Annotated in this window: 31 protein-coding genes; 14 read left to right on the top strand and 17 right to left on the bottom strand. The window is 62.5% G+C overall.

Translation table 11 applies throughout. The features are described from left to right. Window positions 1–53 precede the first annotated feature (53 nt). The 3 genes from LZ012_RS15870 to LZ012_RS15860 form a co-directional block, all read right to left on the bottom strand. The gene (locus tag LZ012_RS15870; RefSeq protein WP_275711847.1) at window positions 54–518 is read right to left on the bottom strand and encodes a Dps family protein; all 465 of its coding nucleotides are present in this window, start codon (window positions 516–518) and stop codon (window positions 54–56) included. Between the two features lie 155 nt (window positions 519–673). After that, complete coding sequence (locus tag LZ012_RS15865) at window positions 674–2152, bottom strand: TRAP transporter large permease (RefSeq protein ID WP_275711980.1); 1479 nt, start codon at window positions 2150–2152, stop codon at window positions 674–676. Then, on the bottom strand, window positions 2149–2742 hold the full coding sequence (locus LZ012_RS15860) for a TRAP transporter small permease subunit (RefSeq protein WP_275711846.1): 594 nt from the start codon (window positions 2740–2742) through the stop codon (window positions 2149–2151). The genes LZ012_RS15865 and LZ012_RS15860 overlap by 4 nt, the downstream gene beginning before the upstream one ends. A gap of 103 nt (window positions 2743–2845) precedes the next feature. Here LZ012_RS15860 and LZ012_RS15855 point away from each other — a divergent pair, with 103 nt between their 5' ends. The 4 genes from LZ012_RS15855 (at window position 2846) to ribD (ending at window position 6424) form a co-directional block, all read left to right on the top strand. Further along, a complete protein-coding gene (locus tag LZ012_RS15855) occupies window positions 2846–3499 on the top strand; it encodes a histidine phosphatase family protein (RefSeq protein WP_338033169.1) in 654 nt (217 codons plus the stop codon). Between the two features lie 42 nt (window positions 3500–3541). After that, window positions 3542–4792: a serine hydroxymethyltransferase gene (gene glyA, locus LZ012_RS15850; RefSeq protein WP_275711844.1), complete on the top strand. Its 1251-nt coding sequence runs from the start codon at window positions 3542–3544 to the stop codon at window positions 4790–4792. An 82-nt stretch (window positions 4793–4874) separates the two neighbouring features. Continuing rightward, complete coding sequence (nrdR, locus tag LZ012_RS15845; RefSeq protein ID WP_150427214.1) at window positions 4875–5339, top strand: transcriptional regulator NrdR; 465 nt, start codon at window positions 4875–4877, stop codon at window positions 5337–5339. Further along, window positions 5336–6424 carry a bifunctional diaminohydroxyphosphoribosylaminopyrimidine deaminase/5-amino-6-(5-phosphoribosylamino)uracil reductase RibD gene (gene ribD, locus LZ012_RS15840; protein WP_275711843.1) on the top strand — a complete coding sequence of 363 codons (1089 nt, stop codon included), beginning with the start codon at window positions 5336–5338 and terminating at the stop codon, window positions 6422–6424. The genes nrdR and ribD overlap by 4 nt, the downstream gene beginning before the upstream one ends. Here ribD and LZ012_RS15835 read toward each other — a convergent pair. From LZ012_RS15835 to LZ012_RS15820, 4 genes are all read right to left on the bottom strand, one after another. Then, a complete protein-coding gene (locus LZ012_RS15835; protein ID WP_275711842.1) occupies window positions 6339–7166 on the bottom strand; it encodes a HesA/MoeB/ThiF family protein in 828 nt (275 codons plus the stop codon). The two genes, ribD and LZ012_RS15835, sit on opposite strands and share 86 nt — an antisense overlap. A gap of 68 nt (window positions 7167–7234) precedes the next feature. Further along, window positions 7235–7636, bottom strand: coding sequence for a hypothetical protein (locus LZ012_RS15830; protein ID WP_275711841.1), 402 nt, complete (start codon window positions 7634–7636; stop codon window positions 7235–7237). A 20-nt stretch (window positions 7637–7656) separates the two neighbouring features. Continuing rightward, on the bottom strand, window positions 7657–9075 hold the full coding sequence (locus tag LZ012_RS15825; protein ID WP_275711840.1) for a S41 family peptidase: 1419 nt from the start codon (window positions 9073–9075) through the stop codon (window positions 7657–7659). Continuing rightward, window positions 9072–10466 carry a murein hydrolase activator EnvC family protein gene (locus LZ012_RS15820; protein ID WP_275711839.1) on the bottom strand — a complete coding sequence of 465 codons (1395 nt, stop codon included), beginning with the start codon at window positions 10464–10466 and terminating at the stop codon, window positions 9072–9074. The genes LZ012_RS15825 and LZ012_RS15820 overlap by 4 nt, the downstream gene beginning before the upstream one ends. 114 nt (window positions 10467–10580) lie before the next feature. Between LZ012_RS15820 and LZ012_RS15815 the strand changes: the two genes are divergently transcribed. The 6 genes from LZ012_RS15815 to LZ012_RS15790 are packed head-to-tail and all read left to right on the top strand — an operon-like array spanning window position 10581 to window position 13518. Further along, window positions 10581–10898, top strand: coding sequence for an ArsR/SmtB family transcription factor (locus tag LZ012_RS15815; protein ID WP_275711838.1), 318 nt, complete (start codon window positions 10581–10583; stop codon window positions 10896–10898). Between the two features lie 3 nt (window positions 10899–10901). After that, entirely contained in the window at window positions 10902–11327 is a 426-nt protein-coding gene (locus tag LZ012_RS15810; RefSeq protein ID WP_275711837.1) for a rhodanese-like domain-containing protein, read from the top strand. Next, on the top strand, window positions 11324–11584 hold the full coding sequence (grxC, locus tag LZ012_RS15805; RefSeq protein ID WP_275711836.1) for a glutaredoxin 3: 261 nt from the start codon (window positions 11324–11326) through the stop codon (window positions 11582–11584). The genes LZ012_RS15810 and grxC overlap by 4 nt, the downstream gene beginning before the upstream one ends. A gap of 31 nt (window positions 11585–11615) precedes the next feature. After that, window positions 11616–12080: a protein-export chaperone SecB gene (gene secB / locus LZ012_RS15800; RefSeq protein WP_275711835.1), complete on the top strand. Its 465-nt coding sequence runs from the start codon at window positions 11616–11618 to the stop codon at window positions 12078–12080. A gap of 11 nt (window positions 12081–12091) precedes the next feature. Beyond that, the gene (locus tag LZ012_RS15795; RefSeq protein WP_275711834.1) at window positions 12092–12532 is read left to right on the top strand and encodes an SH3 domain-containing protein; all 441 of its coding nucleotides are present in this window, start codon (window positions 12092–12094) and stop codon (window positions 12530–12532) included. Continuing rightward, a complete protein-coding gene (locus LZ012_RS15790; protein ID WP_275711833.1) occupies window positions 12529–13518 on the top strand; it encodes an NAD(P)H-dependent glycerol-3-phosphate dehydrogenase in 990 nt (329 codons plus the stop codon). The genes LZ012_RS15795 and LZ012_RS15790 overlap by 4 nt, the downstream gene beginning before the upstream one ends. On the opposite strand, the gene LZ012_RS15785 is transcribed toward LZ012_RS15790, so the two are convergent. Continuing rightward, complete coding sequence (locus LZ012_RS15785) at window positions 13515–13979, bottom strand: tRNA (cytidine(34)-2'-O)-methyltransferase (protein WP_275711832.1); 465 nt, start codon at window positions 13977–13979, stop codon at window positions 13515–13517. The genes LZ012_RS15790 and LZ012_RS15785 overlap by 4 nt on opposite strands. 44 nt (window positions 13980–14023) lie before the next feature. Further along, a complete protein-coding gene (locus LZ012_RS15780; protein WP_275711831.1) occupies window positions 14024–14740 on the bottom strand; it encodes a ComF family protein in 717 nt (238 codons plus the stop codon). 84 nt (window positions 14741–14824) lie between these two features. Between LZ012_RS15780 and bioB the strand changes: the two genes are divergently transcribed. Both bioB and LZ012_RS15770 read left to right on the top strand, forming a co-directional pair. Next, window positions 14825–15808: a biotin synthase BioB gene (bioB, locus tag LZ012_RS15775; RefSeq protein ID WP_275711830.1), complete on the top strand. Its 984-nt coding sequence runs from the start codon at window positions 14825–14827 to the stop codon at window positions 15806–15808. Next, window positions 15805–16683, top strand: a complete 879-nt coding sequence (locus LZ012_RS15770) for a methyltransferase domain-containing protein (protein ID WP_275711829.1) — start codon at window positions 15805–15807, stop codon at window positions 16681–16683. Before bioB ends, LZ012_RS15770 begins: the two co-directional genes overlap by 4 nt. A gap of 12 nt (window positions 16684–16695) precedes the next feature. Here LZ012_RS15770 and LZ012_RS15765 read toward each other — a convergent pair whose 3' ends face one another. The 4 genes from LZ012_RS15765 to LZ012_RS15750 all read right to left on the bottom strand — a co-directional run bounded on the left by LZ012_RS15765 (window position 16696) and on the right by LZ012_RS15750 (window position 19493). Continuing rightward, the gene (locus tag LZ012_RS15765; RefSeq protein WP_275711828.1) at window positions 16696–17361 is read right to left on the bottom strand and encodes a protein-methionine-sulfoxide reductase heme-binding subunit MsrQ; all 666 of its coding nucleotides are present in this window, start codon (window positions 17359–17361) and stop codon (window positions 16696–16698) included. An 86-nt stretch (window positions 17362–17447) separates the two neighbouring features. Then, complete coding sequence (locus LZ012_RS15760; RefSeq protein ID WP_275711827.1) at window positions 17448–18290, bottom strand: HDOD domain-containing protein; 843 nt, start codon at window positions 18288–18290, stop codon at window positions 17448–17450. A gap of 1 nt (window position 18291) precedes the next feature. Further along, window positions 18292–18723, bottom strand: coding sequence for a CBS domain-containing protein (locus tag LZ012_RS15755; protein ID WP_275711826.1), 432 nt, complete (start codon window positions 18721–18723; stop codon window positions 18292–18294). Window positions 18724–18857: 134 nt separating this feature from the next. Continuing rightward, entirely contained in the window at window positions 18858–19493 is a 636-nt protein-coding gene (locus tag LZ012_RS15750; protein ID WP_275711825.1) for a c-type cytochrome, read from the bottom strand. 109 nt (window positions 19494–19602) lie between these two features. Between LZ012_RS15750 and yihA the strand changes: the two genes are divergently transcribed. Further along, window positions 19603–20265, top strand: a complete 663-nt coding sequence (gene yihA / locus LZ012_RS15745; RefSeq protein WP_275711824.1) for a ribosome biogenesis GTP-binding protein YihA/YsxC — start codon at window positions 19603–19605, stop codon at window positions 20263–20265. A gap of 177 nt (window positions 20266–20442) precedes the next feature. Beyond that, window positions 20443–21408: a porphobilinogen synthase gene (gene hemB / locus LZ012_RS15740; RefSeq protein WP_420839541.1), complete on the top strand. Its 966-nt coding sequence runs from the start codon at window positions 20443–20445 to the stop codon at window positions 21406–21408. A 78-nt stretch (window positions 21409–21486) separates the two neighbouring features. On the opposite strand, the gene slmA is transcribed toward hemB, so the two are convergent. The 4 genes from slmA to LZ012_RS15720 all read right to left on the bottom strand — a co-directional run bounded on the left by slmA (window position 21487) and on the right by LZ012_RS15720 (window position 24225). Continuing rightward, window positions 21487–22095, bottom strand: coding sequence for a nucleoid occlusion factor SlmA (gene slmA, locus LZ012_RS15735; protein WP_275711821.1), 609 nt, complete (start codon window positions 22093–22095; stop codon window positions 21487–21489). Window positions 22096–22132: 37 nt separating this feature from the next. Further along, a complete protein-coding gene (locus LZ012_RS15730; RefSeq protein ID WP_275711820.1) occupies window positions 22133–22771 on the bottom strand; it encodes a pyrimidine 5'-nucleotidase in 639 nt (212 codons plus the stop codon). Between the two features lie 65 nt (window positions 22772–22836). Continuing rightward, on the bottom strand, window positions 22837–23724 hold the full coding sequence (gene argB, locus LZ012_RS15725) for an acetylglutamate kinase (RefSeq protein WP_275711819.1): 888 nt from the start codon (window positions 23722–23724) through the stop codon (window positions 22837–22839). Window positions 23725–23808: 84 nt separating this feature from the next. Then, complete coding sequence (locus tag LZ012_RS15720; protein ID WP_275711818.1) at window positions 23809–24225, bottom strand: Hsp20/alpha crystallin family protein; 417 nt, start codon at window positions 24223–24225, stop codon at window positions 23809–23811. Window positions 24226–24258: the final 33 nt, after the last annotated feature.

Below are 24258 nucleotides of genomic sequence, written 5' to 3'. Positions count from 1 at the left end.
CCCAACAAAAAACCCGCGGATTCCGCGGGTTTTTTCATGGCCGTTCGTTCCGCTCAGTTTTCCAGCAGGCTGCGCAGCATCCAGGCATTCTTTTCGTGGATCTGCATGCGCTGGGTCAGCAGGTCGGCGGTCGGCTCGTCACCGGCCTTGTCGACCAGCGGGAAAATGCTGCGCGCCGTCTTGGTGACGGCCTCCTGGCCGGCGACCAGTTGCTTGATCATCTCTTCGGCGCTGACCTTGCCTTCGCTTTCCTTGATGACGGTTAGCTTGGCGAACTCGCGGTAGGTTCCCGGGGCGGCGACGCCCAGGGCGCGGATGCGTTCGGCGATCAGGTCGAGGGCGTTCCACAATTCGGTGTACTGGTCCATGAACATCACGTGCAGGGTGTTGAACATCGGCCCGGTAACGTTCCAGTGGAAATTGTGGGTCTTCAGGTAGAGCGTGAAGGAGTCGGCCAGCAGGTGCGACAGCCCGTCAGCAATTTTTTCGCGATCTTTTTTGGTGATTCCGATATCCATGGTGATCTCCTGATGTCGTGAATTGATGGGTGAATTGTCCTCCGCCGCTGTGGCGCCGGCCAATGATCAATGCCGATCAGCATGATAGTCAGGATTCATAACGAAAAAAAGCGGGGCCGAAGCCCCGCCAAATGGGATTACGTCTTGTCGAAAGCTTACTTGTCGTTGCTTTGCAGATTCTTCAACAGGTCGGCGCTGTTGTCGCTGTCCTTGTTGTCGCTGCTGCTGCCGGCTTCGCCGCGCATCAGCGACTCGAGATCGGCGCCGCCGCTCTCGCCCTGCTGCTCGATGCGCGCCCGCTCGGCCGGATCGCCGTAGCTGACGATGTTCGGGAAGACGATGATGATCGCCACCATGATGATCTGGATGCAGACGAAGGGGATGGCCCCCCAGTAGATGTCCGTCGTCTTGATCGAGCTGGGGGCCACCGAGCGCAGGTAGAACAGCGCGAAGCCGAACGGCGGGTGCATGAAGGAGGTCTGCATGTTGACCGCCAGCAGGACGCCGAACCAGACCAGGTCGATGCCCAGCTTGTCGGCGACCGGCGCGAGCAGCGGCACGATGATGAAGGACAGTTCGAAGAAGTCGAGGAAGAAGGCCAGCACGAAAACCAGGATGTTGACCACGATCAGGAAGCCGACCTGACCGCCCGGCAGCCCGAGCAGCAGGTGTTCGACCCACAGGTCGCCGTTTACGCCGCGGAAGACCAGGCCGAACACCGTCGAGCCGACCAGGATGAAAACCACGAAGGACGACAGCTTGCCGGTGGTTTCCATGGCCTGCTTGAGCAGCTTGAACGACAGCCGTTTGCGGGCGATGGCCAGGATCAGTGCGCCGGCCGCACCCATGGCGCCGCCTTCGGTCGGTGTGGCGATGCCGAGGAAGATGGTGCCGAGGACCAGGAAGATCAGCACCAGCGGCGGCACCAGCGTGGTCAGCACACGCAGCATCAGCTTGAAGCCGCGCAAGGTGCGGGCTTCCGGCGGCAGGGCCGGGCAGGTGTTGGGCTTGAGGATGGACAGGATGGCGACGTAGCCGACATACAGGCTGGTCAGCACCAGGCCGGGGACCATTGCGCCTTCGTACATGTCGCCGACCGAGCGGCCGAGCTGGTCGGCCATGATGATCAGGACCAGCGACGGCGGGATGATCTGGGCCAGCGTGCCGGAGGCGGCGATGACGCCGGAAGCGAGGCGCTTGTCGTAGCCGTAGCGCAGCATGATGGGCAGCGAGATCAGGCCCATCGAGATCACCGAGGCGGCGACCACGCCGGTCGTCGCGGCGAGCAGGGCGCCGACGAAGATCACCGCATAGGCCAGGCCGCCGCGCATCGGGCCGAACAACTGGCCGATGGTGTCGAGCAGGTCCTCGGCCATGCCGGATCGTTCAAGTATCAGCCCCATGAAGGTGAAGAACGGAATGGCGAGCAGCGTGTCGTTGGCCATGATGCCGAAGATGCGCTCGGGCAGGGCCTGGAACAGGGCCGGGGTGAGCAGGCCGAGCTCGATGCCGAGCAGGCCGAAGACGATGCCGTTGGCAGCCAGTGCGAAGGCGACCGGATAGCCGAAGAGGAGGAACAGCACGAGGGCGCCGAACATCAACGGCGCCATATTGGCGATGACCCATTCCATTATTTGGCCTCCTTGGCTTTGGCGGCGGCAATGGCGGCAGCCAGTTCTTCTTCGGCCGACGGGCCCTTATCCTTGTGGTTCGGGTCATCGATACGACCGGCCAGGAAGGCGATGCGTTTGATCAGTTCCGATACGCCCTGCAAGGCGAGCAGCGTAAAGCCGATCGGCAGCAGGATCTTCACCGGCCAGCGGATCAGGCCGCCGGCGTTGGCCGACATTTCGTTAATTTTGATCGATTCGGCAATCAGCGGCAGCGATAGCCAGAGAATCAGCACCACCATGGGCAGCAGGAAGAACAGGCTGCCGATAATGTCGATCACGGCGTGGCCACGCGGCGACAACTTGCCGGATAGCACGTCGATCCGCACGTGCTCGTTCTTCTGCAACGTATAAGGCGAGCAAAGCAGGAAAACGGCGGCGAACAGGTACCACTGGATTTCCAGCAGGCCGTTCGAACTGTAGTCAAAAAGAAAGCGGACGACGGCGTTGGCTGAGCTGACGATGGTCATCAGCAGGACCAGCCAGAATGCGCCTTTGGCAACATACCCGTTGAGCCGATCGATCAGCTGCGAGAGCTTGAGCAGAAGGGTCACGAAAGTCCTCCTCGATTGATTGATAAAATATGGCCGGCTTCTCAGAGCGGCTCGGGTTGCCCCTAAGTTGCAAATCTATAGTGATGGTTACAAGGGCGAAATGATGGAAATCCCTACAAGCGCGCCAACTCGCATCTGTCTGGTGCGGCACGGCGAGACCGAATGGAATGCCGAGCGGCGCATTCAGGGGCAGATCGATATCGGCCTCAACGAAACCGGCTGCCGGCAGGCCGTCGCTGCCGGGCGCTGGCTGAAAGGGGCCGCCCTGGTGGCGCTCTACAGCAGCGACCTGAAGCGGGCGTGGACGACGGCGCAGGCCATCGGCGCCGAAATCGGCCTGGCTCCGACTGCCGTGCCGGAAATGCGCGAGCGGCGCTATGGCGTTTTCGAGGGGCTGACCTACGATGAGGCCAAGGCCCATCACCCGGCCGGTTATGCCGCCTTCGAGGGGCGCAATGCCGATTACGACTTCGAGAACGGCGAGAGCCTGAAAGCGATGTTCGCCCGCGTCACCGGCAAGCTGCAGGAAATTGCCTCCGCCCATCCCGGGCGGAATGTGGCAGTGGTCCTGCACGGCGGCGTGCTCGATGTCATCAACCGCTTCGTGCGCGGCAATCCGCTCGAAATGCCGCGCGATTTCCTGATTCCCAATGCCGGCATCAACTGGATATCCGTCTTGAATGGCGTCTGGCAGCTCGAGACCTGGGGCGAAACCGACCATCTGGAGCCGGGCGCCCTTGACGAACTGCCTTCGTGATAAAATCTTCCCCCTTTTCTTCAATGGCTTGAGGCTATCCCCATGTTTTCCGCGAAAGACACCCTGGCAAAAGTTGACCCCGAACTCTGGAAGGCTATCGAAGCCGAGAACCAGCGTCAGGAAGACCACATCGAACTGATCGCGTCCGAAAACTACGTCAGCAAGGCTGTCATGGAAGCCCAAGGCTCCCAGCTGACGAACAAGTACGCCGAAGGCTACCCGGGCAAGCGCTACTACGGTGGCTGTGAGCACGTCGACGTCGCCGAGCAGATCGCCATCGATCGCCTGAAGAAGCTGTTCGGCGCCGAAGCCGCCAACGTCCAGCCGAATTCGGGTTCGCAGGCCAACCAGGCCGTGCTGATGGCCTTCGCCAAGCCGGGCGATACCATCATGGGCATGAGCCTGGCCGAAGGCGGTCACCTGACTCACGGCATGGCACTCAACATGTCCGGCAAGTGGTTCAACGTCGTTTCCTACGGCCTGAACGAGAAGGAAGAGATTGACTACGACAAGATGGAAGCGCTGGCCCGCGAGCACAAGCCGAAGATCATCGTCGCCGGTGCCTCTGCCTACGCCCTGCGTATCGACTGGGAGCGTTTCGCCAAGATCGCCAAGGAAGTCGGCGCCATTTTCTGGGTCGACATGGCTCACTATGCCGGCCTGATCGCCGCCGGTTTCTATCCGAACCCGGTGCCGTTCGCCGATGTCGTCACCTCGACCACGCACAAGACCCTGCGCGGTCCGCGCGGCGGCGTGATCCTGATGAAGGCCGAGCACGAAAAGGCCCTCAATTCCGCCATCTTCCCGGGGCTGCAAGGCGGCCCGCTGGAGCACGTCATCGCTGCCAAGGCTGTCGCCTTCAAGGAAGCCGCTTCGCCGTCCTTCAAGAACTACCAGGAACAGGTCATCAACAACGCCCGCGTGATGGCTCGCGTGCTCGGCGAAGAGCGCGGTCTGCGCATCGTCTCCGGCCGTACCGAGAGCCACGTTTTCCTGGTCGACCTGCGCGCCAAGAACATCACCGGCAAGGACGCCGAGGCCGCTCTGGGCCGTGCCCACATCACGGTCAACAAGAACGGCATCCCGAACGACCCGCAGAAGCCGTTCGTCACCTCCGGCATCCGTATCGGTTCGCCGGCCATGACCACCCGCGGCTTCACCGAAATCGAGGCCGAGCAGATTGCCCACCTGGTCGCCGACGTGCTCGACGCCCCGAACGACGACGCGGTTGCCGCCACGGTGCGCGAGAAGGTCTCCGCCCTGTGCAAGCGCTTCCCGGTCTACGGCGAGTAATTAGGAACGAGGATTGAGGGTCGAGCGTTAGCAAACCCGGCCGATCCTCCCTCCGGTTCCTGATATCTAACAGCTAAGCACTATGAAATGTCCTTTCTGTGGCGCGGAAGACACGGCGGTTGCCGATACCCGTCTGAATGACGAAGGCGATGTCGTCCGCCGCCGCCGGAAGTGCAATGCCTGCGACAAGCGCTTCACGACCTACGAGCGCGCTGAAATCCAGTTGCCACAGGTGGTCAAGAAAAACGGTCTGCGCACCGAGTTTCAGCGGGCCAAGCTGCGCGCCAGCCTGGAACTGGCGCTGCGCAAGCGTCCGGTGTCCATCGAGTCGGTCGATGCCGCCGTCGCCGATATCGAGGAAATGCTGCTGTCGGCCGGCGAGCGTGAAGTCAGCACTCAGCAACTAGGCGAGCTGGTCATGCGCGAGCTGAAGAAGCTCGACAAGGTGGCCTACATCCGATTTGCCTCGGTGTACCGCAATTTCGAAGACGTGGATGCCTTCTCCCGCGCCATCCGCGAAGTTTCCCCCGCCGCCAAGAAAAAATGAGCTTTACTGCCGTCGATCACGGCATGATGGCCCGCGCCTTGCAACTCGCCGAGCGCGGCTTGTGGACGACGTCGCCCAATCCGCGGGTCGGCTGCGTGTTGGTTCGTGATGGTGAAATCGTCGGCGAAGGCTGGCATGAGAAGGCTGGCGAACCGCATGCCGAAGTGCATGCCCTGCGTGCCGCCGGTGACAAGGCCAAGGGGACGACCGCCTACGTGACGCTGGAGCCGTGCAGCCACTACGGCCGCACGCCGCCCTGCGCCGAAGCCCTGATCGCGGCAGGTGTATCACGTGTCGTTGCGGCGATGACCGATCCCAATCCGCTAGTCGCCGGCAAGGGCCTGGCCTTGCTGCAGGCCGTCGGCATCGCCACGGCGAGCGGCCTCCTGGAAAACGAAGCGCGCGAACTGAATATCGGTTTCGTCTCGCGCATGACCCGCGGTCGTCCCTGGCTGCGCGTCAAGGCGGCGGCCAGCCTGGATGGCAAGACTGCTCTGAATAATGGCATCAGCCAGTGGATCACCGGGCCTGAGGCGCGGCGTGACGGTCATGCCTGGCGGGCGCGGGCGTGCGCCATCCTGACCGGTATCGGCACGGTGCGCGACGACGATCCGCAACTGAACGTGCGCGACGTTGAAACGACCCGCCAGCCCTTGCGCGTCGTGGTCGATAGCAAGCTGGAAACGCCGCTTGCGGCGCGCATCCTGCAAGGCGGCCCGACCTTGATAGCCGGTGCGGTCGACGACGCCAGGAAAATTGAGCAACTGCGTGCCGCCGGGGCGGAGGTGCTGATCCTGCCCAATCCATCCGGCAAGGTCGATCTGGCGGCCTTGCTCGCCGCGCTCGCCGAGCGTGGCATCAATGAGGTGCATGCCGAAGCCGGCTTCAAGCTGAACGGTTCGCTGCTGCGCGAAGGCCTGGTCGATGAGTTGCTGCTTTACCTGGCGCCGTGCCTGATCGGCCACGAGGCCAGCGGCCTGTTCAACCTGCCGGAACTGGCTACGCTAGACGGCAAGCGCCGTCTGCAGATCCGCGATCTGCGTCAGATCGGGGCAGATATCCGGGTAATTGCCCGTCCTCAGTAGGTCCGCAAACCGCGCAGCCGGCATCCTTCTTGAAGCGGATACTGCGCCATTCCATTTCTAGCGCATCGAGCAGCAACAGTCGGCCGCTTAGCGATTCGCCAATGCCGGCGGCCAGCTTGAGGGCCTCGGCGGCCTGCATGGTGCCGACGATACCGGTTAGCGGCGCAAATACCCCCATCACCGCACAGCGCACTTCCTCGACGTCCTCACCTTCCGGAAACAGACAGTGGTAGCACGGCGAGTCGTCCTGGCGCAGGTCGTAGACGCTGATCTGGCCGTCGAAACGGATGGCAGCGCCGGACACCAGCGGCTTCTTGTGATGCACACAGGCCCGGTTGATGGCGTGCCGCGTCGCGAAATTGTCGGTGCAGTCGAGAACGATATCGGCGGTAGCGACCAGGGCGTCGAGCGCTTCGCCGGACAGACGCTGCTGCAACGGAACGATGTCGATTTCCGGATTGATCGCCTGCAGGGCCTGCTTGCCCGATTCGGCCTTGGCCGTGCCGACGCGGGCCTGGGTATGTAGGATCTGCCGTTGCAGATTGGTGAAGTCGACCGTATCGTCATCGACCAGGGTGATCTTGCCGATGCCGGCCGAGGCCAGGTAGAGCGCGGCCGGCGAGCCCAGTCCGCCGGCGCCGACGATCAATGCGTGCGTGGCCAGAATGCGCTCCTGGCCTTCGATCCCCAGGGCATCGAGCAAAATATGGCGGCTGTAGCGGAGTAGCTGTTCGTCGGTCATTCAGGATCGAGGATCGGGTTATCAGGGCCGAGTGGTTGTGCCAACAACTCGGTCCTCGGTCCTAATAACTACTTGTATTCGCGCCACTCCGGCGGGGTGTCGTCATGGTCGCCGTGCGGATGGTGTTCCCAGGCATGAACATAAGCTTCCTGGGAAGAGCGCTTCAGGCGCTTCTCGGGGGCGCCGATGTTGTGCAACTGGGTATCTTCGACGTAATAGATCAGGGCTCGGGTCAGCTTGGTGAACAAGGTGTTGTCGAGGTGATAACCCTTGTCGACCAGGTGTTCGTCGAGTTCGCGCAGGGTGTGTACTTGCAGGTCGTAGGCAACGCCCACGGCGCGATCTTCATGCTTGGCCTGGACCTCCAGATGCTCGAGGCGTTGCAAGTCGTCGGCGGCCTCCGGCACCTGGCCGGGCGGGAACTTGGAGAACAGGATTTCCCGTTTCTTCTTGAGGTCAGTACCTAGCATGTTCCCTCCCGTTTGGTGAGTTACTGTGCCTTATTTTGCATGATCTGCAGGCCCTTGAGAAGGTTCAGCGCCTGCTGGAATTGGTAGTCGCTCTTGGTCGCGTATTCGAGGCGCGGCGGCAGTTCGTCTTCACTCTCCTCCTTGCCGCCCTTGTCCTTGCCGGACTTGGCCGGTGTCTTGGCTTGCGGCTTGGGTTCGGCCTTGGGCGTTTCCTTGTCGCGGTCGTTGGTCAGGTGGCGGTCGAGGTCGGCTTCGCGGATACGCATGGCGGCCCCGGCAGCGGTCCCGTTGGCGCTCTCTTCGACGATGATGTCCGGCGTGATGCCCTTGGCCTGGATCGAACGACCCGACGGCGTGTAATAGCGGGCCGTGGTCAGTTTGATCGCGGTATTGCCCGGGAGCGGCAGCACGGACTGTACCGAGCCCTTGCCGAAGGTCTGGGTGCCGACGATGACGGCGCGCTTGTGGTCCTGCAGGGCGCCGGCGACGATTTCGGAGGCGGAGGCCGAGCCGCCATTGACCAGCACGACCATCGGCACATTCTTGGCCTCGACCGGCAGGAGCTTGAGCGGATCTTCCTTGGTGCCGCGCTGGTAATCCTGGGTGCGGGCCTTGAATTCCTGCTTGGCGTCCTCGGTGCGGCCGTCGGTAGACACCACCTTGACGTCCGGCGGCAGGAAGGCGGCGGAAACGCCGATGGCGCCATGGAGCAGGCCGCCCGGGTCGTTGCGCAGGTCGAGAACGAGACCGTTCAGCTTGTTGCCGTCCTTGTACAGGCCGGCGACGTGCTTGGCCAGCTCGGCGATGGTGTTTTCCTGGAATTGCGTGACGCGCACCCAGCCGTAGCCTGGTTCGACCAGCTTGGATTTGACGCTCTGTACCTTGATCACTTCGCGGATCAGGGTCAGTTCGATGGGCTTGGTTTCACCCTTGCGGATGATCGACAGCTTGATCGGGGTCTTCGGTTTGCCGCGCATCTTCTTGACCGCTTCGGACAGGGTCAGGCCCTTCACTGGCGTCTCGTCGAGCTTGAAGATCAGGTCGCCGGCCTTGACGCCGGCGCGGTAGGCCGGGGTGTCCTCGATCGGCGAAACGACCTTGACCAGGCCGTCTTCCATGCCGACCTCGATGCCCAGGCCGCCGAATTCGCCCTGCGTGCCAACCTGCAGGTCCTTGAAGGCGTCGGCGTCGAGATAGGCCGAGTGCGGATCGAGGTTGGACAGCATGCCGGAAATGGCATTGGTGATCATCTTCTTGTCTTCAACCGGCTCGACATAGCCCTGCTTGATGGCGCTATAGACTTCGGCGAAGGTCCGCAATTCGTCGATAGGCAGGCCGGGCTTGGCTTCCTTTTCCGCCAGCGCTGGAATGTGCAGGCTGATGAGGGCCCCGGCGACGAAAGCGCCGACGGTCAGACTGATGGTTTTCGCTTTGCTCATTTCAAACTTGCCCATTTCATCGGGTCGATCGGTTGCCCCTGGTGGCGGAGCTCAAAGTATAAACCGGATTCCGGATTGCCCCCGCTATTCCCCACGGTGGCCACCGTTTCCCCGCCTTTCACGCTTTGCCCCACCTGTTTGAGCAGGGAATCGTTGTTGCCGTAGATCGACAGGTAGGCATCGCCGTGGTCGATGATCAGCAGGTTGCCGAAGCCGCGCATCCATTCGGAGAAAACCACCCGTCCGCCGGCGATGGCCTTCACCTCGCTGCCCGAGCCGGCCTTGATGAACAGTCCGCGCCAGGTGCCGCCGCCGTCGCGCGGCGATCCAAAGCGGCCGGACACCGCGCCGCGCACCGGCAGGCGCAGGTTGCCGCGCTGGCGGGCGAAGCTGCCGTCGCTGGCCGCCGGTTCGTAGCGATTCTCCGCTTCGGCCGGGCGGGGGCGAGGTGTTTCGGCGACCACCGGCGGGCGGGCGATTTCTTTGTCTTCCGTGCCGGTAGGCCGATGTTTGTCCTTCTGCTGCAGGGCGGCAAGCCGGGCGGCTTCGGCGGCGCGCGCCGCTTCGGCTGCCCTGGCCGCCTGTGCCGCCTTGGCGGCCTGCGCGGCTTGTGCCGCAAGAATCTTCGACAGGCGGTCGATCAGGTTGGTCAGCCGTTTCTCGTTCTGCTGCAGGTTGCCGATTTCCTTGCGCTGCGCATTGACCTTGCTGGAAATCTGCGCATACAGGTTCTTGCGTTCCTCGCGCTGCTTCTGCAGTTCGGCGTGGCGCTTCTGCTGCTCGGCTTCGATCTGGGCCAGCTCGGCGGCCTGCTCCTTGGCGTCGGCGGCCAGGGATTTTTTCTTGTCCAGCGTGGCGTTGATTTCGCCCATCAACTCGGCGCGGGTCAGGGCGATGGCGGACAGGTAGTGCAGGTCGCGCGCCATCTGGTTCGGGTCGTCGCCATTGAGGATGAGCTGCAGCGAATCGGGTGTGCCGCGCAGGTATTGCTTGTAGAGCAGCTTTTCGAGCTGGGATTGTTGCTGGCCGAGGGTGGCGCTCAGTTCCTGCGACTGCTGCTCGAGGTTCTTCTGCTTGCGCTGGAGTAGGCTGCGCTGTTCGTTCAGTTCGTGCAGTTCGCGCTGCAGGCGGGAAATCAGGCGTTCCGATTCGCGCAGGCGGTCGCCGGCATCGGCCCGGCTTTCCTCGCTGCTCGACAGCTCCTTGCGCAAACCTTCGATCCTGCTGCGCAATTCGCCGAGGTCGGCCTGCTTTTCGGCAATTTCTGGTGCCGCAACAGCCGGCGCTGCTTTGCGTTCGTTGCGTTCGGCCGGCGGCTTGGCCCAGACCGGGGGGGCGCTGGCGAGCCATGCGGCAATCAGCCCGACCGCCAGCCCTTTGTCGAACCGCACGAGACGGCGTCTGTCGAACAGCGGATTTCCGGGGAGCATTGAGATTGATATCGATTAAGCCAAACGGGAATCGCTATTTTATAATGTGCCATTCACCGATAACGAGGTTTTATCTTGGAAAAGCCCTCCTTCAGTCTGATCGACAAGCAGGAACACATAGAGCTCGCCGCTCGTGCATTGAAGTCCATCGCGCATCCGCTGCGCCTGAAGATTCTGTGCGTTCTTGGCGACCAGGAAGCCTGCGTACAGGAAATTGTCGATGCGGTGGGAACCTCGCAAAGCAATATTTCGCAGCACCTGGCGATCCTGCGCGAAAAAGGCGTGCTGGTCACCCGCAAGGATGCCAATCGCGTCTTTTACCGGGTCGGCGATCAGCGCACGCTGCAGCTCGTCGGCATGATGCGCGAAGTCTTTTGCGGAACGGAGGACTGAGCGATGCCGATGGAATTCATCAACCAGAATATCCTGCTCATCTCGCTGGTCGTGGTCAGCGGCGCGTCGCTGCTCTGGCCGCTCTTTGCCCGCCCGTCCGGCAATAGCGTGTCGCCCGGCGAGGCGACGCAGCTGATCAATCGCGAAGACGCTCATATTGTCGATGTGCGCGAAGCTGAAGAGTTTGCCGGCGGCCATCTGCCGGATGCGATCAACATTCCGGCCGGCAAGCTGGGCGAGCGGGTCGGCGAACTGGAAAAGTTCAAGAGTAAGCCGCTGATCCTGTGCTGCGCCTCCGGTATGCGCTCGAACAAGGCCTGCAGCGAATTGAAGAAGCAGGGCTTCGACCAGCTGTACAACCTGGCCGGCGGCGTGGACGCCTGGGTCGGTGCCGGTTACCCGATCAAGAAGGCGGGCAAGAAGAAATGAACGCCCGTGTCCTGATGTATACGACGGCCGTTTGCCCGTATTGCGTGCGTGCCAAGCAGTTGCTGAAGGCGCGGGGCGTGACCGAGATCGAGGAGGTGCGTGTCGATCTCGATCCCGAACGACGCGATGAAATGATGCAGAAAACCCAGCGGCGCACCGTGCCGCAAATCTTCATCGGCGATACCCACGTCGGTGGTTGTGACGATCTTCATGCGCTCGATGCGGCCGGCCAATTGAAGCCGCTGCTCGAAAGCTGACCCGAAACGATTCAATCTCAGAAAGAAAACCATGGAACAAAACGCTCAACCGGTCTTCGGTATCGAAAAGCTGTACGTCAAGGATCTGTCGCTCGAAGTGCCGAATGCGCCGGAAATCTTCCTCGAGCGCGAGCAACCGCAGATCGAGATCCAGCTCAACACCGGCGGCCGCGGCGTCGGCGAAGGCGTCTTCGAAGTTGTGCTGACGGTCACCGTGACCGCCAAGATGGGTGAAAAGACCGTGTTCCTGGTTGAAGTTGGCCAAGCCGGCATCTTCCGCATCCAGAATGTGCCGGAAGAGCAGATGGAGCCGCTGATCGCCGTCGCCTGCCCGAACATCCTGTTCCCCTATGCCCGCGAAGCGGTGTCCGATGCGGTTTCCCGCGCCGGCTTCCAGCCCATCGTCCTGCAGCCGGTCAATTTCGAAGGCATGTACATGCAGCGTCTGCAGCAGCAGGCCGAAGCCGGCGCCCCGGCCGAAACGCCCATCCAGTAAGGATGAAGGCCATGTGGCGCCGCGCGCTTGTCGCTCTTTCGCTGATCGGTGTAGCCGGCGCCGCACTGGCTATCGACTATCGTTCGGTCAGCGTGCCGGCCGCCATTCTGTACGATGCGCCGTCGCAGGCCGGCAAGAAGCTGTACCTGATCAAGGCGCAGACGCCGGTTGAGATCGTGGTTCGCCTCGACGGCTGGCTCAAGGTACGTGATGCCGAAGGGACGCTGGCCTGGATCGAGGCGAAAAGCCTGGGCGACAAGCGCACCCTGGTGGTTACCGCGCCCCGCGCCGAGATCCGCCAGTCCGACAAGGACGAGGCGGCAGTGCTGGTCGAGCTCGACAAGTGGGTTGCCGTCGAATTCATCGAGCCGGCATCTCCCGGCTGGGCCAAGGTCCGTCATCGCGACGGGGCAACCGGCTATATCCGCGCCACGCAGGTCTGGGGTCTATGAACATTACGTTGCTTGGGGCCGGTGCCTGGGGCACCGCGCTGGCCATCGCCTTTGCCGGAAAACATGCAGTCACGCTGTGGTCGCGCGAAGAGGATGTCGCTGCCGACCTGCTGGCGACACGCGAAAACCATCGTTTCTTTCCCGGCTATCGCCTGCCGGACTCGGTTGCCGTAACGACCGATTTCGCGGCGGCGGTCGGCAGCGCGGAACTGCTGGTCATCGCCACGCCGATCGCCGGCTTGCGGCCGACCGCCGAACGCCTCAAGGCGCTCACCTGTACGACGCCGGTCCTCTGGGTGTGCAAGGGTTTCGAGGCGGGGAGCGGCAAGCTGCCGCACCAGGTCGTTGCCGAGGTCCTCGGTCAGGCCGTGCGCTGTGGCGCCTTGTCCGGCCCGAGCTTTGCCGAGGAAGTGGCGGCCGGGCAGCCGACGGCGGTTGCGTTGGCGGCGAATGATGCCACCTTCGCCCGGGAAACGGCGCGCCAGCTGCATACGACGCGCCTGCGCATCTATGCCAATGACGATCTGGTCGGCGTCGAGGTCGGTGGTGCCGTCAAGAACGTGCTGGCCATCGCCACCGGCGTGTGTGACGGGCTCGGCCTCGGCCTGAATTCCCGCGCCGCGCTGATGACCCGCGGGCTGGCTGAAATCGCCCGTCTCGGCCTGGCTCTCGGGGCAGTACGGCAGACCTTCATGGGGCTGGCCGGCATGGGCGACCTGATCCTGACCTGTACCGGGGACCTGTCGCGCAATCGCCGGGTCGGCCTAGCGCTGGCGCAGGGCAAGTCGCTGCCGCAGATTCTCGAGGAACTCGGCCACGTCGCCGAAGGCGTCTATACCGCCCGCGAGGTCGACCGCCTGGCGACGAAGCTGGCGGTGGATATGCCGATCAGTGTTGCGGTCGCCGCCGTGCTGGACGGCCGTTTGACTGCCGCCCAGGCTGTCGAGCAATTGATGGCGCGCGATCCGCGCGAAGAGTTGGTCTAGCCGACCCCAACAAAGCCGAGCTGCCGCCACGCCTCGAAAACCGTGACGGCAGCAGCATTGGATAGGTTCAAGGAGCGCTGTCCGGCCAGCATGGGCAGGCGCAGGCGGTTTTCCGGGCCAAACTCGGCCATGATTTCCGCCGGCAAGCCGCTGGTCTCGCGGCCGAATACGAATACATCGTCTTGCTGGAAGGCCGTCGTATAGGGGCTGACATTCCCTTTGGTGGTCATCGCGAACAAGCGCCGCCCCGCCAGTGCGGCTTTGCAGGCAGCCCAGTCGGCATGGCGGGCGACTCGGGCATATTCGTGATAATCCAGTCCCGCCCGGCGACAGGATTTGTCGCTGATATCGAAGCCGAGTGGCTCGACCAGGTGAAGTTCGGCACCGGTATTGGCGCACATGCGAATGATGTTGCCGGTATTGGGCGGGATTTCCGGCTGGAAGAGAACAACGGCAAGCACGCGGTGGGGTTCCGAGAGTGAAAGGCGCCGATTAAAGCATGAATTCAGTTCTTCAAGGCGCGGGCGACGACGGCGACGGTGACCGATGCTGCGCCATGCAGCTTCAGGGTACGGGCACATTCGTTGGCGGTCGCTGCCGTCGTCATCACGTCGTCGATCAGCAGCAGGCGCTGGCCGCTCAGGTCGCCGCGGCATTCGAAGGCGCCGCGCACATTGCGCTGCCGCTCCGGGTGCGGTAAATCGGCCTGTGGCGGCGTGGCGCGGGTGCGCAAAACGGTATCAAGATCGACGGGGAGGGCGAGGCGGGCAGCGAGTGTCCGGGCAATTTCCGCGGACTGGTTGAAGCCGCGCTGGCGCAATCGCTCATGATGGAGGGGTAAGGGAACCAATCGGTCGAACGCACGGTCTTTGAGCGGTGCAATCAATTGCCGGGCGCACCAGCCGGCGATGGCCAATTGATGCCCATATTTCAGCGCATGCACGATGCGGTCGACCGGGAAGTCGTAACGGAAGGCGGCAATGGTCACGTCGAAGTACGGCGGGTCTTTCAGGCAGGCGCCGCAGCGTTCGCCGTGCGTGGTCTGGTCGGCGCACAGCGGGCAGCGCTGCGCCGGCAAGGGCGGCAGATCGGCATGGCAGGCCGGGCAAATCAACTCCTTGCCGCTGTCGGCGCCGCACAGCAGGCAGCTCGCCGGCAGCAGGCTGTTGGCCAGCCGGTCGGCAAACGCCTTGACGGCGATGGGGTAGGGTAAAATTGACATTCAGTCGGTGTGTCCGCGATAATTCATAATTACCGGTACGTTTCGTATCTGATTTTTATAGCATTTTCTCACGCAAGGCCTCTCATGCAAGCTAGCTCCCTCGCCGCCGTTTCCTGTGATTCCAAGCCCGCAGTCGCTCCCCGCTGGACCGTCGAGGAAGTGCTCGCCCTCTACGAAATGCCCTTGATGGATTTGCTGTGGCGCGCCCAGGAAGTGCATCGTACGTATTTCGACCCGAATGCAGTGCAGCGCTCGACCCTGTTGTCGGTCAAGACCGGCGGTTGTTCCGAGGATTGCAGTTATTGCTCGCAGTCGGCCCGTTACGACACCGAAACCGGTCGCGAGCGCCTGATGCCGGTCGATGAGGTGGTCGCCGCGGCCAAGGCCGCCAAGGACAAGGGGGCTTCCCGTTTCTGTATGGGCGCCGCCTGGCGCGGCCCGAAGGACAACGACCTCGACCGCGTGCTGGACATGGTGCGCGAGGTGAAGGCGCTGGGCATGCAGACCTGCGTCACGCTGGGCATGCTGAAGGATGGCCAGGCCGAGAAGCTGAAGGAAGCCGGCCTCGACTATTACAACCACAACCTGGATACCGACAAGGAATTCTACGGCCAGGTGATCAAGACCCACACCCACGACGACCGTCTCGACACGCTGGATCAGGTACGCGACGCCGGCATCAATGTCTGCTCGGGCGGCATTATTGGCATGGGCGAGTCGCGCAAGAACCGCGCGGCGCTGATCGTCCAGCTGGCCAACCTGCCGAAGCCGCCGGAATCCGTGCCGATCAACAACCTGGTGCCGATTCCCGGTACGCCGCTGGCCGACAATCCGCGCCTCGATCCGTTCGAATTCGTGCGCACCATCGCCGCTGCCCGCATCGCCATGCCGACCTCGTGGGTGCGTCTGTCGGCCGGTCGTCAGGAAATGAGCGACGAACTGCAGGCCATGTGCTTCCTGGCCGGCGCCAACTCGATGTTCTACGGCGACTTCCTGCTCACCACGGGCAACCCCGATATCGAGCGCGACGACGCCCTGTTTGCCCGTCTGGGCATCAAGGCGGTTTGAGCGCTGCCTTCGTCGACCGGCAGCAGGTCGGTCGACGTTTTTCCCGCGTCGCGGCGTCGTACAACGAAGGAGATTTCTTCGCCCGCGAAGTCGACCGCCGCATGCAGGAGCGACTCGATTACGTCACGCTCGAGCCCAAGCGCATTCTCGACCTGGGTTGCAGCCGGGGCGCCAGCTTTCCGGCGCTGAGCGCCCGCTATCCCGATGCCGAACTGATCGGGCTCGACGTTTCGCCAGCCATGCTGGCCACCGGCCGTCCGCAGCGGGCGGGCTGGCAACGCTGGCTGGGGATAGGCAAAAGCGCCGATCCGCTTCGTCTGGCAGCCGACGCCGCCCATCTGCCGCTGGCGTCACGGTCGACCGCCCTGGTCTGGTCAAACCTGCTGCTGCACTGGCTGGACGATCCGATACCGGCCCTGGCCGAAGCGCATCGCGTGCTGGAAGTCGGCGGTCTGCTGATGTTCTCGACGCTGGGTCCCGATACGCTGAAGGAGCTGCGCTCGGCATTCAGCGATGGCTATGCGCATACCCAGCGCTTTGCCGACATGCACGACTTGGGCGACATGCTGATCGGCTGCGGCTTTGCCGACCCGGTCATGGACATGGAAGTCATCATCCTGACCTACGACGATCTCGATGCCCTGTTTGCCGAATTGCGGGCGGCCGGCTCGATGTGCGCCATGAAAGCCCGGCGCCACGGCCTGACCGGGCGCCAATCGTGGGCGTCGGCCCGGGAGGCCTACGAAAAACTGCGCCGCGACGGTAAGCTGCCGGCGACCTTCGAAATCGTCTACGGTCACGCCTGGAAGGCGGCCCCCAAGCAGACGCCTGATGGCCGGGCCATCGTCCGTTTCGACCTGCCGCGCAAAGGCTGAACTCCGGCCGGATCAGTCCGGCTTCTGCTTGAAGAACCTGAGCGGACTGGCCGGCTGAACGCGCGGTGCGGGGATCGCCTTCCGCCGCCGTTCGCGAATGCGCCAGCCGAGCAGTAGGGCGACCACCGCCGAATACGCTAGCGGCCACAGCAAGGCAGTGGCCTTGACCAGCCAGAAATAGTGGATGCAGGCCAGGATGCTGGTCAGGTAGATGTTGCGATGTAATTCCTGCCATTTGCGTCCGCCCAACTGGCGGACGGCCCATTGGTTCGAAGTTGCCGCCAGCGGCACCAGAAGCAGGAAAGCGGCGAAGCCGACCGTGACGAAGGGGCGCTTGACGATGTCCAGCCCGATGCCGGTGATATCGAAGGCGTGATCGAATCCGATGAAGGACAGGAAGTGCAGGGTGGCGTAGAAGAAACAGAATAGTCCGAGCATGCGGCGCAGGCGAATCAGCCAATGCCATGCTGTCATGGCGCGCAGCGGCGTGACGCATAACGTGACGAGCAGCAGGTTGAAGGTCCAGGTGCCGGTCCAGCGCTGCACGAACTCGACCGGATTGGAGCCGAAGTCGTCAGTGTGAACGGCCCATAGCAGGCGAGCAAAAGGCAGCAGGCAGACCAGGAAAAGGGCGGCCTTGATTTGCCCTAGATGCCGGGCGTCGGGAGGGTGTGTCATGTCAGAAGTATTTGCGCTGGTCCATGCCGGTATAGAACCCGGCGACTTTTGATTGCCCGGATAGGACCGTCCTTGCGCTGATCGGTTCAGCTGGCCAGCGAGGCGTACAGCTGCTCGATATCTTCCTTCGCTTCTGTGATTAGGTCGGCATAGCGTTCGCGGTCGGCCTGCCGGGATTCCTCGTCGGCGGCTGAGAGCGGCGGGCTGGGCAGCCAGCTCATGTCGTCGTCGGCCAGCAGATTGGCGAAATAGAGCGCGTCGCGCACCGTGCACGGGGTTTCGACGTGACGCAGGTGGTCGTGGTCGCGAATGGCGTCGGTAATCTGCTCCGGCATGCCTAGGATATGCAACAGGCTCTCGCCTATGCTTTCGTGCCAGCCGGCGAGCAATTCGACCATGGCGGTCGGGTCGTCGCGATATTCCGCGTATTCGGCCGCCCGATAGAGCAAGTAGAAGATGCCGATGTTGTGGACCAGTCCGGCCAGCATGGCTTCGTCCGGATTGATCCGGCCCAGGCGCCGGGCCAACACGCGGGCGATGGCGGCGACGTGGATGGAGTGTTCCCAGGCGGCATGGGAAATGCGGTCGTAGGCCGACAGGTTGCGCGACTTCAGCATCTGCTCCATGGCGACGGCCAGCGAGGTGGTGCGCACGACTTCGAAGCCGAGCCGGGCCACCGCCATCTGCAGATCGGTGATCGTCGCACCGGACGGGTTGTAGACCACCGAGTTGGCCAGCCGCAGCAGTTTGCTCGAGATCAGCGGTTCGGCGCTGATTGCCCGGACGACCAGCTGCAGATCGGCCAACGGGTCGCGCAGCGTATTGCGGACCAGCATGGCCGCATCCAGGCAGGTCGGAAAATTGACGTCGCCCGACAGGTCGCGGGCGATGTCTTCGAGGATGCGGAAATGTATGCTTTCGGCAGCCATATCAGCCCGCGATGTAGCGTTCCAGTTGGTCGATCAGGAAACGCTGGTCGCTGATCGTTTCCTTGACCAGGTCACCAATCGAGATCATGCCGACGACGCTGCCATCCTCCACCAGGACCGGCAGGTGACGGAAACGCTTTTCGGTCATCAGGGCCATACATTCGTCCATGGTCGTGGCCGGGGTGACGTAGGCGACGCGATCGCTCATGATTTCGCGAACTTGCGTCTCCTTCGAACTCTTGCCGTGCAGGATGATTTTGCGTGCGTAGTCGCGTTCGGAAAAAATGCCGACCAGTTGCTCGCCGTCGAGCACGAGGAGGGCGCCGACATCGTGCTGGGCCATCACCGTCAGTGCGTGATAGACCGTGTCCTGAGGGGCGACGACCGCCAGTGGGCGAGTACGGGATGCGAGGAGTTGCTTGAGCGTTTTCATTGGTCTTGTCTCCTGGTCCGAGGTGGGAAGGAGTGGTCAGTCTATGCTGCTCGGCTTCTGCTGCCAAGCGGCATAAAAGGGCATAAAAGCAAAAAGGCAGCCGAAGCTGCCTTTTCCGGGGTACGACCAGTCTCTTAGCGGAGGCCGGCGGCGTATTCGGCAACAGCCTTGATTTCGGCGTCGGACAGCTTGGCGGCGATCATGCGCATCATCTTTTCCGGATCGTTGGCACGCTCTTCGACGCGGAAGGACTTCAGCTGGGCTTCGGTGTATTCCTGGAACTGACCAGCCAGGCGCGGGTACTGGGCGGGCAGGCCGGCACCGGCCGGGCCGTGGCAGCCGGCGCAGGCCGGGATGCCCTTCTTGAAATCGCCCTGACGCCAGATCTTCTGGCCCAGCGCGATCTGCTTTTCGTCCTTGGCGGCAGCCGGCTTCATCTTCTGGCTGGAGAACCAGGCGGCGACGTTCTTCATGTCTTCGTCGGACAGCGGAGCAGCCATGCCGCCCATGATCGGGTTGTTGCGTGCAGCCGGCTTGCCGTCGACTGCCTTGAAGTTCTTGAGCTGCTTGTAGATGTATTCTTCAACTTGCCCGGCCAGGTTCGGGTTGGCAGAGGCGGCGCTGTTGCCATCGGCGCCATGGCAGGCAACACAGATGGTTTCGGCGATGACCTTGCCCTTGGCCGGGTCGGCCTTGGCGTGTGCTTCTTCGGAAGCGTGGGTGATGAAGCTGGTGGCAAGAAGAATTGCCATTGCCGCGGTACGAATCATTTTCGAACTCCTAATGCGCGTTTTACGGGCGCTTTGGCCGGAACGGAAGTTACAAACCTGTTATTCTATATCACTTCCCCCTCTCCTAGGCGGGTCTTCCGAGTTTTTTATGCCCTTGTTCCAGAACGCGGTCTTCTTGACGACCGTCGCCAATCTCCGTGATTTGCCCCAGGATGCAGTCCGCGAAGTCGCTTTCGCCGGCCGTTCCAATGCCGGAAAATCCTCCGCCATCAATACCCTGGCCGGACGTGTCCGGCTTGCCTACGTCAGTAAGACGCCGGGCCGCACGCAACACCTGAACTATTTCACCCTGGCCGAAGGCAAGTATTTCGTCGACCTGCCCGGCTACGGTTTTGCCAAGGCGCCGGAAGCGATCCGCTCGCAGTGGGAAGGCTTGATCGGCCCCTATCTCAGCAAGCGCGACCAATTGGTCGGACTGGTGGTCATCATGGATTCGCGCCGGCCGTTCACCGACCTCGATGTGCGCCTGATCGACTGGTTCCGGCCGACTGGCCGGCCGATCCACATTCTGCTCTCGAAGGCCGACAAGCTGAGCCGCCAGGAGCAGACCAAGGTTCTGCGATCGGTGAAAGCGGAAATCGCGACCTGGGGCGATGCCGATCTGTATTCGGTGCAGCTGTTTTCCAGCCTCAAGAAGACCGGCGTCGAGGAAGCCGAGCGGGCATTGGCCGGTTGGCTGGAGATCGAAATCAAGACCAAGGAAAACAAAGGGCCCCCGGATAAGGGGGGTCCGGGGGCCAAAATGCCCTAACGTAGTCAAGGCACCCGCTCAGGGAGGTGAAGCGGGAGACAGCGCGTGCCATCTGCGTACTCTGACGCGGGTCAAAGCGATAAGTTCCATGGTGTCTGAAAATTTGTTATCCGAATTTGTAGAGGTTGCAATATGGCAGTAGTGACAGGTGGTTTCCCCGGAACCCGGATGCGCCGGATGCGGCGCGATGACTTTTCGCGGCGGCTGATGCGCGAATCGGTGCTGACGGCAAATGACTTCATCTACCCGGTTTTCGTGCTCGAAGGCGCAGGACGGGTCGAGAAGGTGGCATCGATGCCCGGCGTCGAGCGCCAGTCGCCGGACGTGCTGCTGAAGACGGCCGAGCGCGCCGTCAAGCTGGGGATTCCGGCACTCGCGCTGTTCCCGGTGGTGGATGCGTCGCTGAAGTCGCTCGGCGCCGAGGAAGCCTACAACCCGGATGGTCTGGTGCCGCGCGTGGTCCAGGCGCTGAAGCGCGAATTTCCCGATCTCGGCGTGATCACCGATGTCGCGCTGGACCCGTACACCAGCCATGGCCAGGATGGCCTGATCGACGCCAGCGGCTATGTGCTGAACGACGAGACCCTCGAGGTGCTGGCCAAACAGGCCTTGTGCCATGCCCATGCGGGGGCCGACGTGGTCGCGCCGTCCGACATGATGGACGGCCGTATCGGCCGGATTCGCGCCGACCTGGAAGCGGCCGGCCAGATCTATACCCGCATCCTGGCCTATTCGGCCAAGTACGCCTCCAGTTTCTACGGCCCGTTCCGCGATGCCGTCGGGTCGGCCGGCAATCTCGGCAAGGGCAACAAATACACCTACCAGATGGACCCGGCCAATACCGACGAGGCGCTGCGCGAAGTGGCGCTCGACCTCGAGGAAGGCGCCGACATGGTCATGGTCAAGCCGGGCATGCCCTATCTGGACATTGTTCGCCGCGTGAAGGACGAGTTCAAGGTGCCGACCTATGCCTACCAGGTGAGCGGCGAATACGCGATGCTCAAGGGGGCGGCGCAGAACGGCTGGCTGGACGAAAAGGCCTGCGTGCTGGAAAGCCTGCTCGCCTTCAAGCGGGCCGGTGCCGATGGCATCCTGACCTATTTCGCACTCGATGCGGCGGAATACCTGAAAGCTGGTTGCTAGTCAGTAGTCCTTGGTTGTTAGCGAAGTTAGAGGGCGCCATAGGCGCCCTTTGCTTTTGCTAAGGGCCAACAACAGTTCTCATGCTCCCGGCGCGCCGGATTGGGACAGGCAGGCAAAGTAGAGCATGGGCCACTGCTGCGGCCATTGGGCCAGCGGTTCGCGGCTGAAACCGCTGCGCGCGTATTGTTCCCAGCGGCCGACGGCATAGCAGCGCAACAGGTTGGCCAGGGCGCCGAAATCGGCGTCCGGTTTCAGGTTTTCCTGCGTTGCGGCGATGCGCAGCGCCTGTTTGAAGGCGGCCTCGATCTTGTCGAGCAGGCCGTTGATGCGGGCCTGCAGGCGGTCGTTTTCATTGACCAGGGCGTCGCCGATCAGGACGCGGGTCATGCCGCGGTTCTTTTGCGCGAAACGCAGCAGCAGGCCGATGATCAGCTCGACCTGCTTGAGGCCTTCGCCTTCCTCCGAGGTGATCTGGTTGATGACGCCGAACAGGCTGGCCTCGATGAATTCGATCAGGCCTTCGAACATCTGGGCCTTGCTGGCGAAGTGGCGATAGAGGGCCGCTTCGGAGCACTGCAGCCGGGCGGCCAGGGCGGCCGTGGTGATTTTTTCCCCCTTCGGGGTTTCCAGCATTTCGGCCAGCGTCTGCAGGATGTGCAGGCGGCGTTCGCCCGGTTTGGTCGCCATGATGTCCCTCTCCTGAATTATTCATTTTGCGAGGGAATTATAGACGAGCGCAGCGTTGCGGCAACTCCAGGACGCTGTTGATCTTGACGTCGACAAAGGGCGACTGGCGTAAGCCAGCGCTCACCCACACCGTCTTCATGCGCAGTTTCTTGGCGGTGACCAGGTTGGCCAGGCTGTCCTCAACCATGATGCAGTGGCGCGGGTCGAGACGCTCGGCGCGGAGCAGGGTGAGAAATCCGGCGCGCATCGGTTTGGGCCGGTAGCGGAGGTTTTCGACCGCATAGACAGCGTCGAAACAGGGGCGCAAGCCGGTGATGGCGAGAACCGCGTCGGCGTAGTGGCGGGGCGCGTTGGAAAAAAGGATCTTGCGGCCCGGCAGGCGGTGCAGGGCATGGATCAGGGGCTTGTCGAAGACGACCATGCGCTGCAGATCGGGGAATTGGTGGGTGGCCTGCAGAAAATGATCCGGATCGGTGCGGTGATGGCGCATCAGCCCGAGCAGGGTGGCGCCATAGCGCGCCCAGTAGTCCTGGCGGATACGGCTGGCTTCGTGCTCATCGACGCCGAGATGGCGCTCGATGTATTCCCGCATGGCCCGATTGATGTGCGGAAAGATGTGCGGCGATGCGTTGTGCAGCGTGTTGTCGAGGTCGAAGAGCCAGACGGGTTTGTTCATCGAGAGAGCGGTAGTGCCATTGAAAAAGCGCGCTGCTGCGGGCTTTCGCGGTGGGGCGGTATCGATCAGTGCGACTTGATCATGGTCCCGACGCCGTGGTCGGTCAGGATTTCGAGGAGCAGCGCGTGTTCGACGCGGCCATCAATAATGTGCACACCTTTGACGCCGTTGCGGGCGGCATCCAGTGCCGAGCCGATTTTTGGCAGCATGCCGCCGGACAGGGTGCCGTCTTCGACCATTTCGTCGATCTGCTTGGGGGTGATGCCGGTGATCAGGTTCCCGGCCTTGTCCAGTACCCCCGGGGTGTTGGTGAGCAGGACCAGCTTTTCGGCTTTCAGCACTTCGGCGATCTTGCCGGCGACCACGTCGGCGTTGATGTTGTAGGTTTCGCCTTCCTCGCCGACGCCAATCGGGGCGATGACCGGGATGAAGGCGCCCTTGTCGAGGTGATCGATCAGGGACGGATCGATTTTGGTGATTTCACCGACCTGGCCGACGTCGATCAGGTCGCCCGGGTTGTCCTTGTTTTCCAGCATCAGCTTCTTGGCGCGGATGCAGTTGCCGTCCTTGCCGGTCAGGCCGACGGCCTTGCCGCCGTGCTGGTTGATCAGGTTGACGATGTCCTTGTTCACCTGGCCGCCGAGCACCATTTCGACCACTTCCATCGTTTCGGCATCGGTGACGCGCATGCCCTGGACGAATTCGCCTTTCTTGCCGACACGGCTGAGCAGGTTTTCGATCTGCGGTCCGCCGCCGTGGACGACGACGATGTTGAAGCCGATGAGCTCAAGCAGGACGACGTCACGGGCGAAGCAGCTCTTCAGATGCTCGTCGGTCATCGCGTTGCCGCCGTATTTGACGACGATGGTCTTGCCGTGGAAACGCTTGATGTAGGGCAGGGCTTCGGCCAGAACGGCGGCCTTGATGCCGGGGGGGAGGTCTTTGATGCTCATGGCGGGCTCCAGATGGAATCGCCGCGGATTGTACAAAGAAAAAGGCCGGAACGGGGTCCGGCCTTTGCGGCGAGGTCGGCCGGATCAGGTAATGGTCAGGCGCTTGCTCGGGCTGGCTGTGCGCTTGGGCAGGGTCAGCTCGAGCACCCCGTCATTGAATGTGGCGCTCGCCTTGCTGTCGTCAAGATCCTGTTCCAACTGGAAGGAGCGAGACACCTTGCCGAAATAGCGCTCGGAACGCAAAAGGCGATCGCCTTCCTTGGTCTCCTTCTCCTGTTTCACTTCGGCGCTGATCGAGACGAGATTGCCTTCCACGACGACGTGAATGTCTTCCTTTTTGGTGCCGGGCAATTCGGCGTGGACGAGGTAATTGTCACCTTCCTCGTGGACATCCATCTTGATGGACGGGGCCTGGGCTGGGGCGCGGTTGAAGTCGACCGGACGCACGAAAAAACCGCGGAACAGCTCGTCGAGAGGATCGGTACGGGTAATGTTGGCCATGGTTATCTCCTGAGTGGATCAAGTTTGGGTAAA

Origin of the sequence: Dechloromonas hankyongensis, assembly GCF_022012295.1 — a bacterium.
Taxonomy (GTDB): Bacteria; Pseudomonadota; Gammaproteobacteria; order Burkholderiales; family Rhodocyclaceae; genus Azonexus; species Azonexus hankyongensis.
Note: the sequence above shows the minus strand (reverse complement) of the source record. Positions and strands in the feature narration are given on the sequence as shown.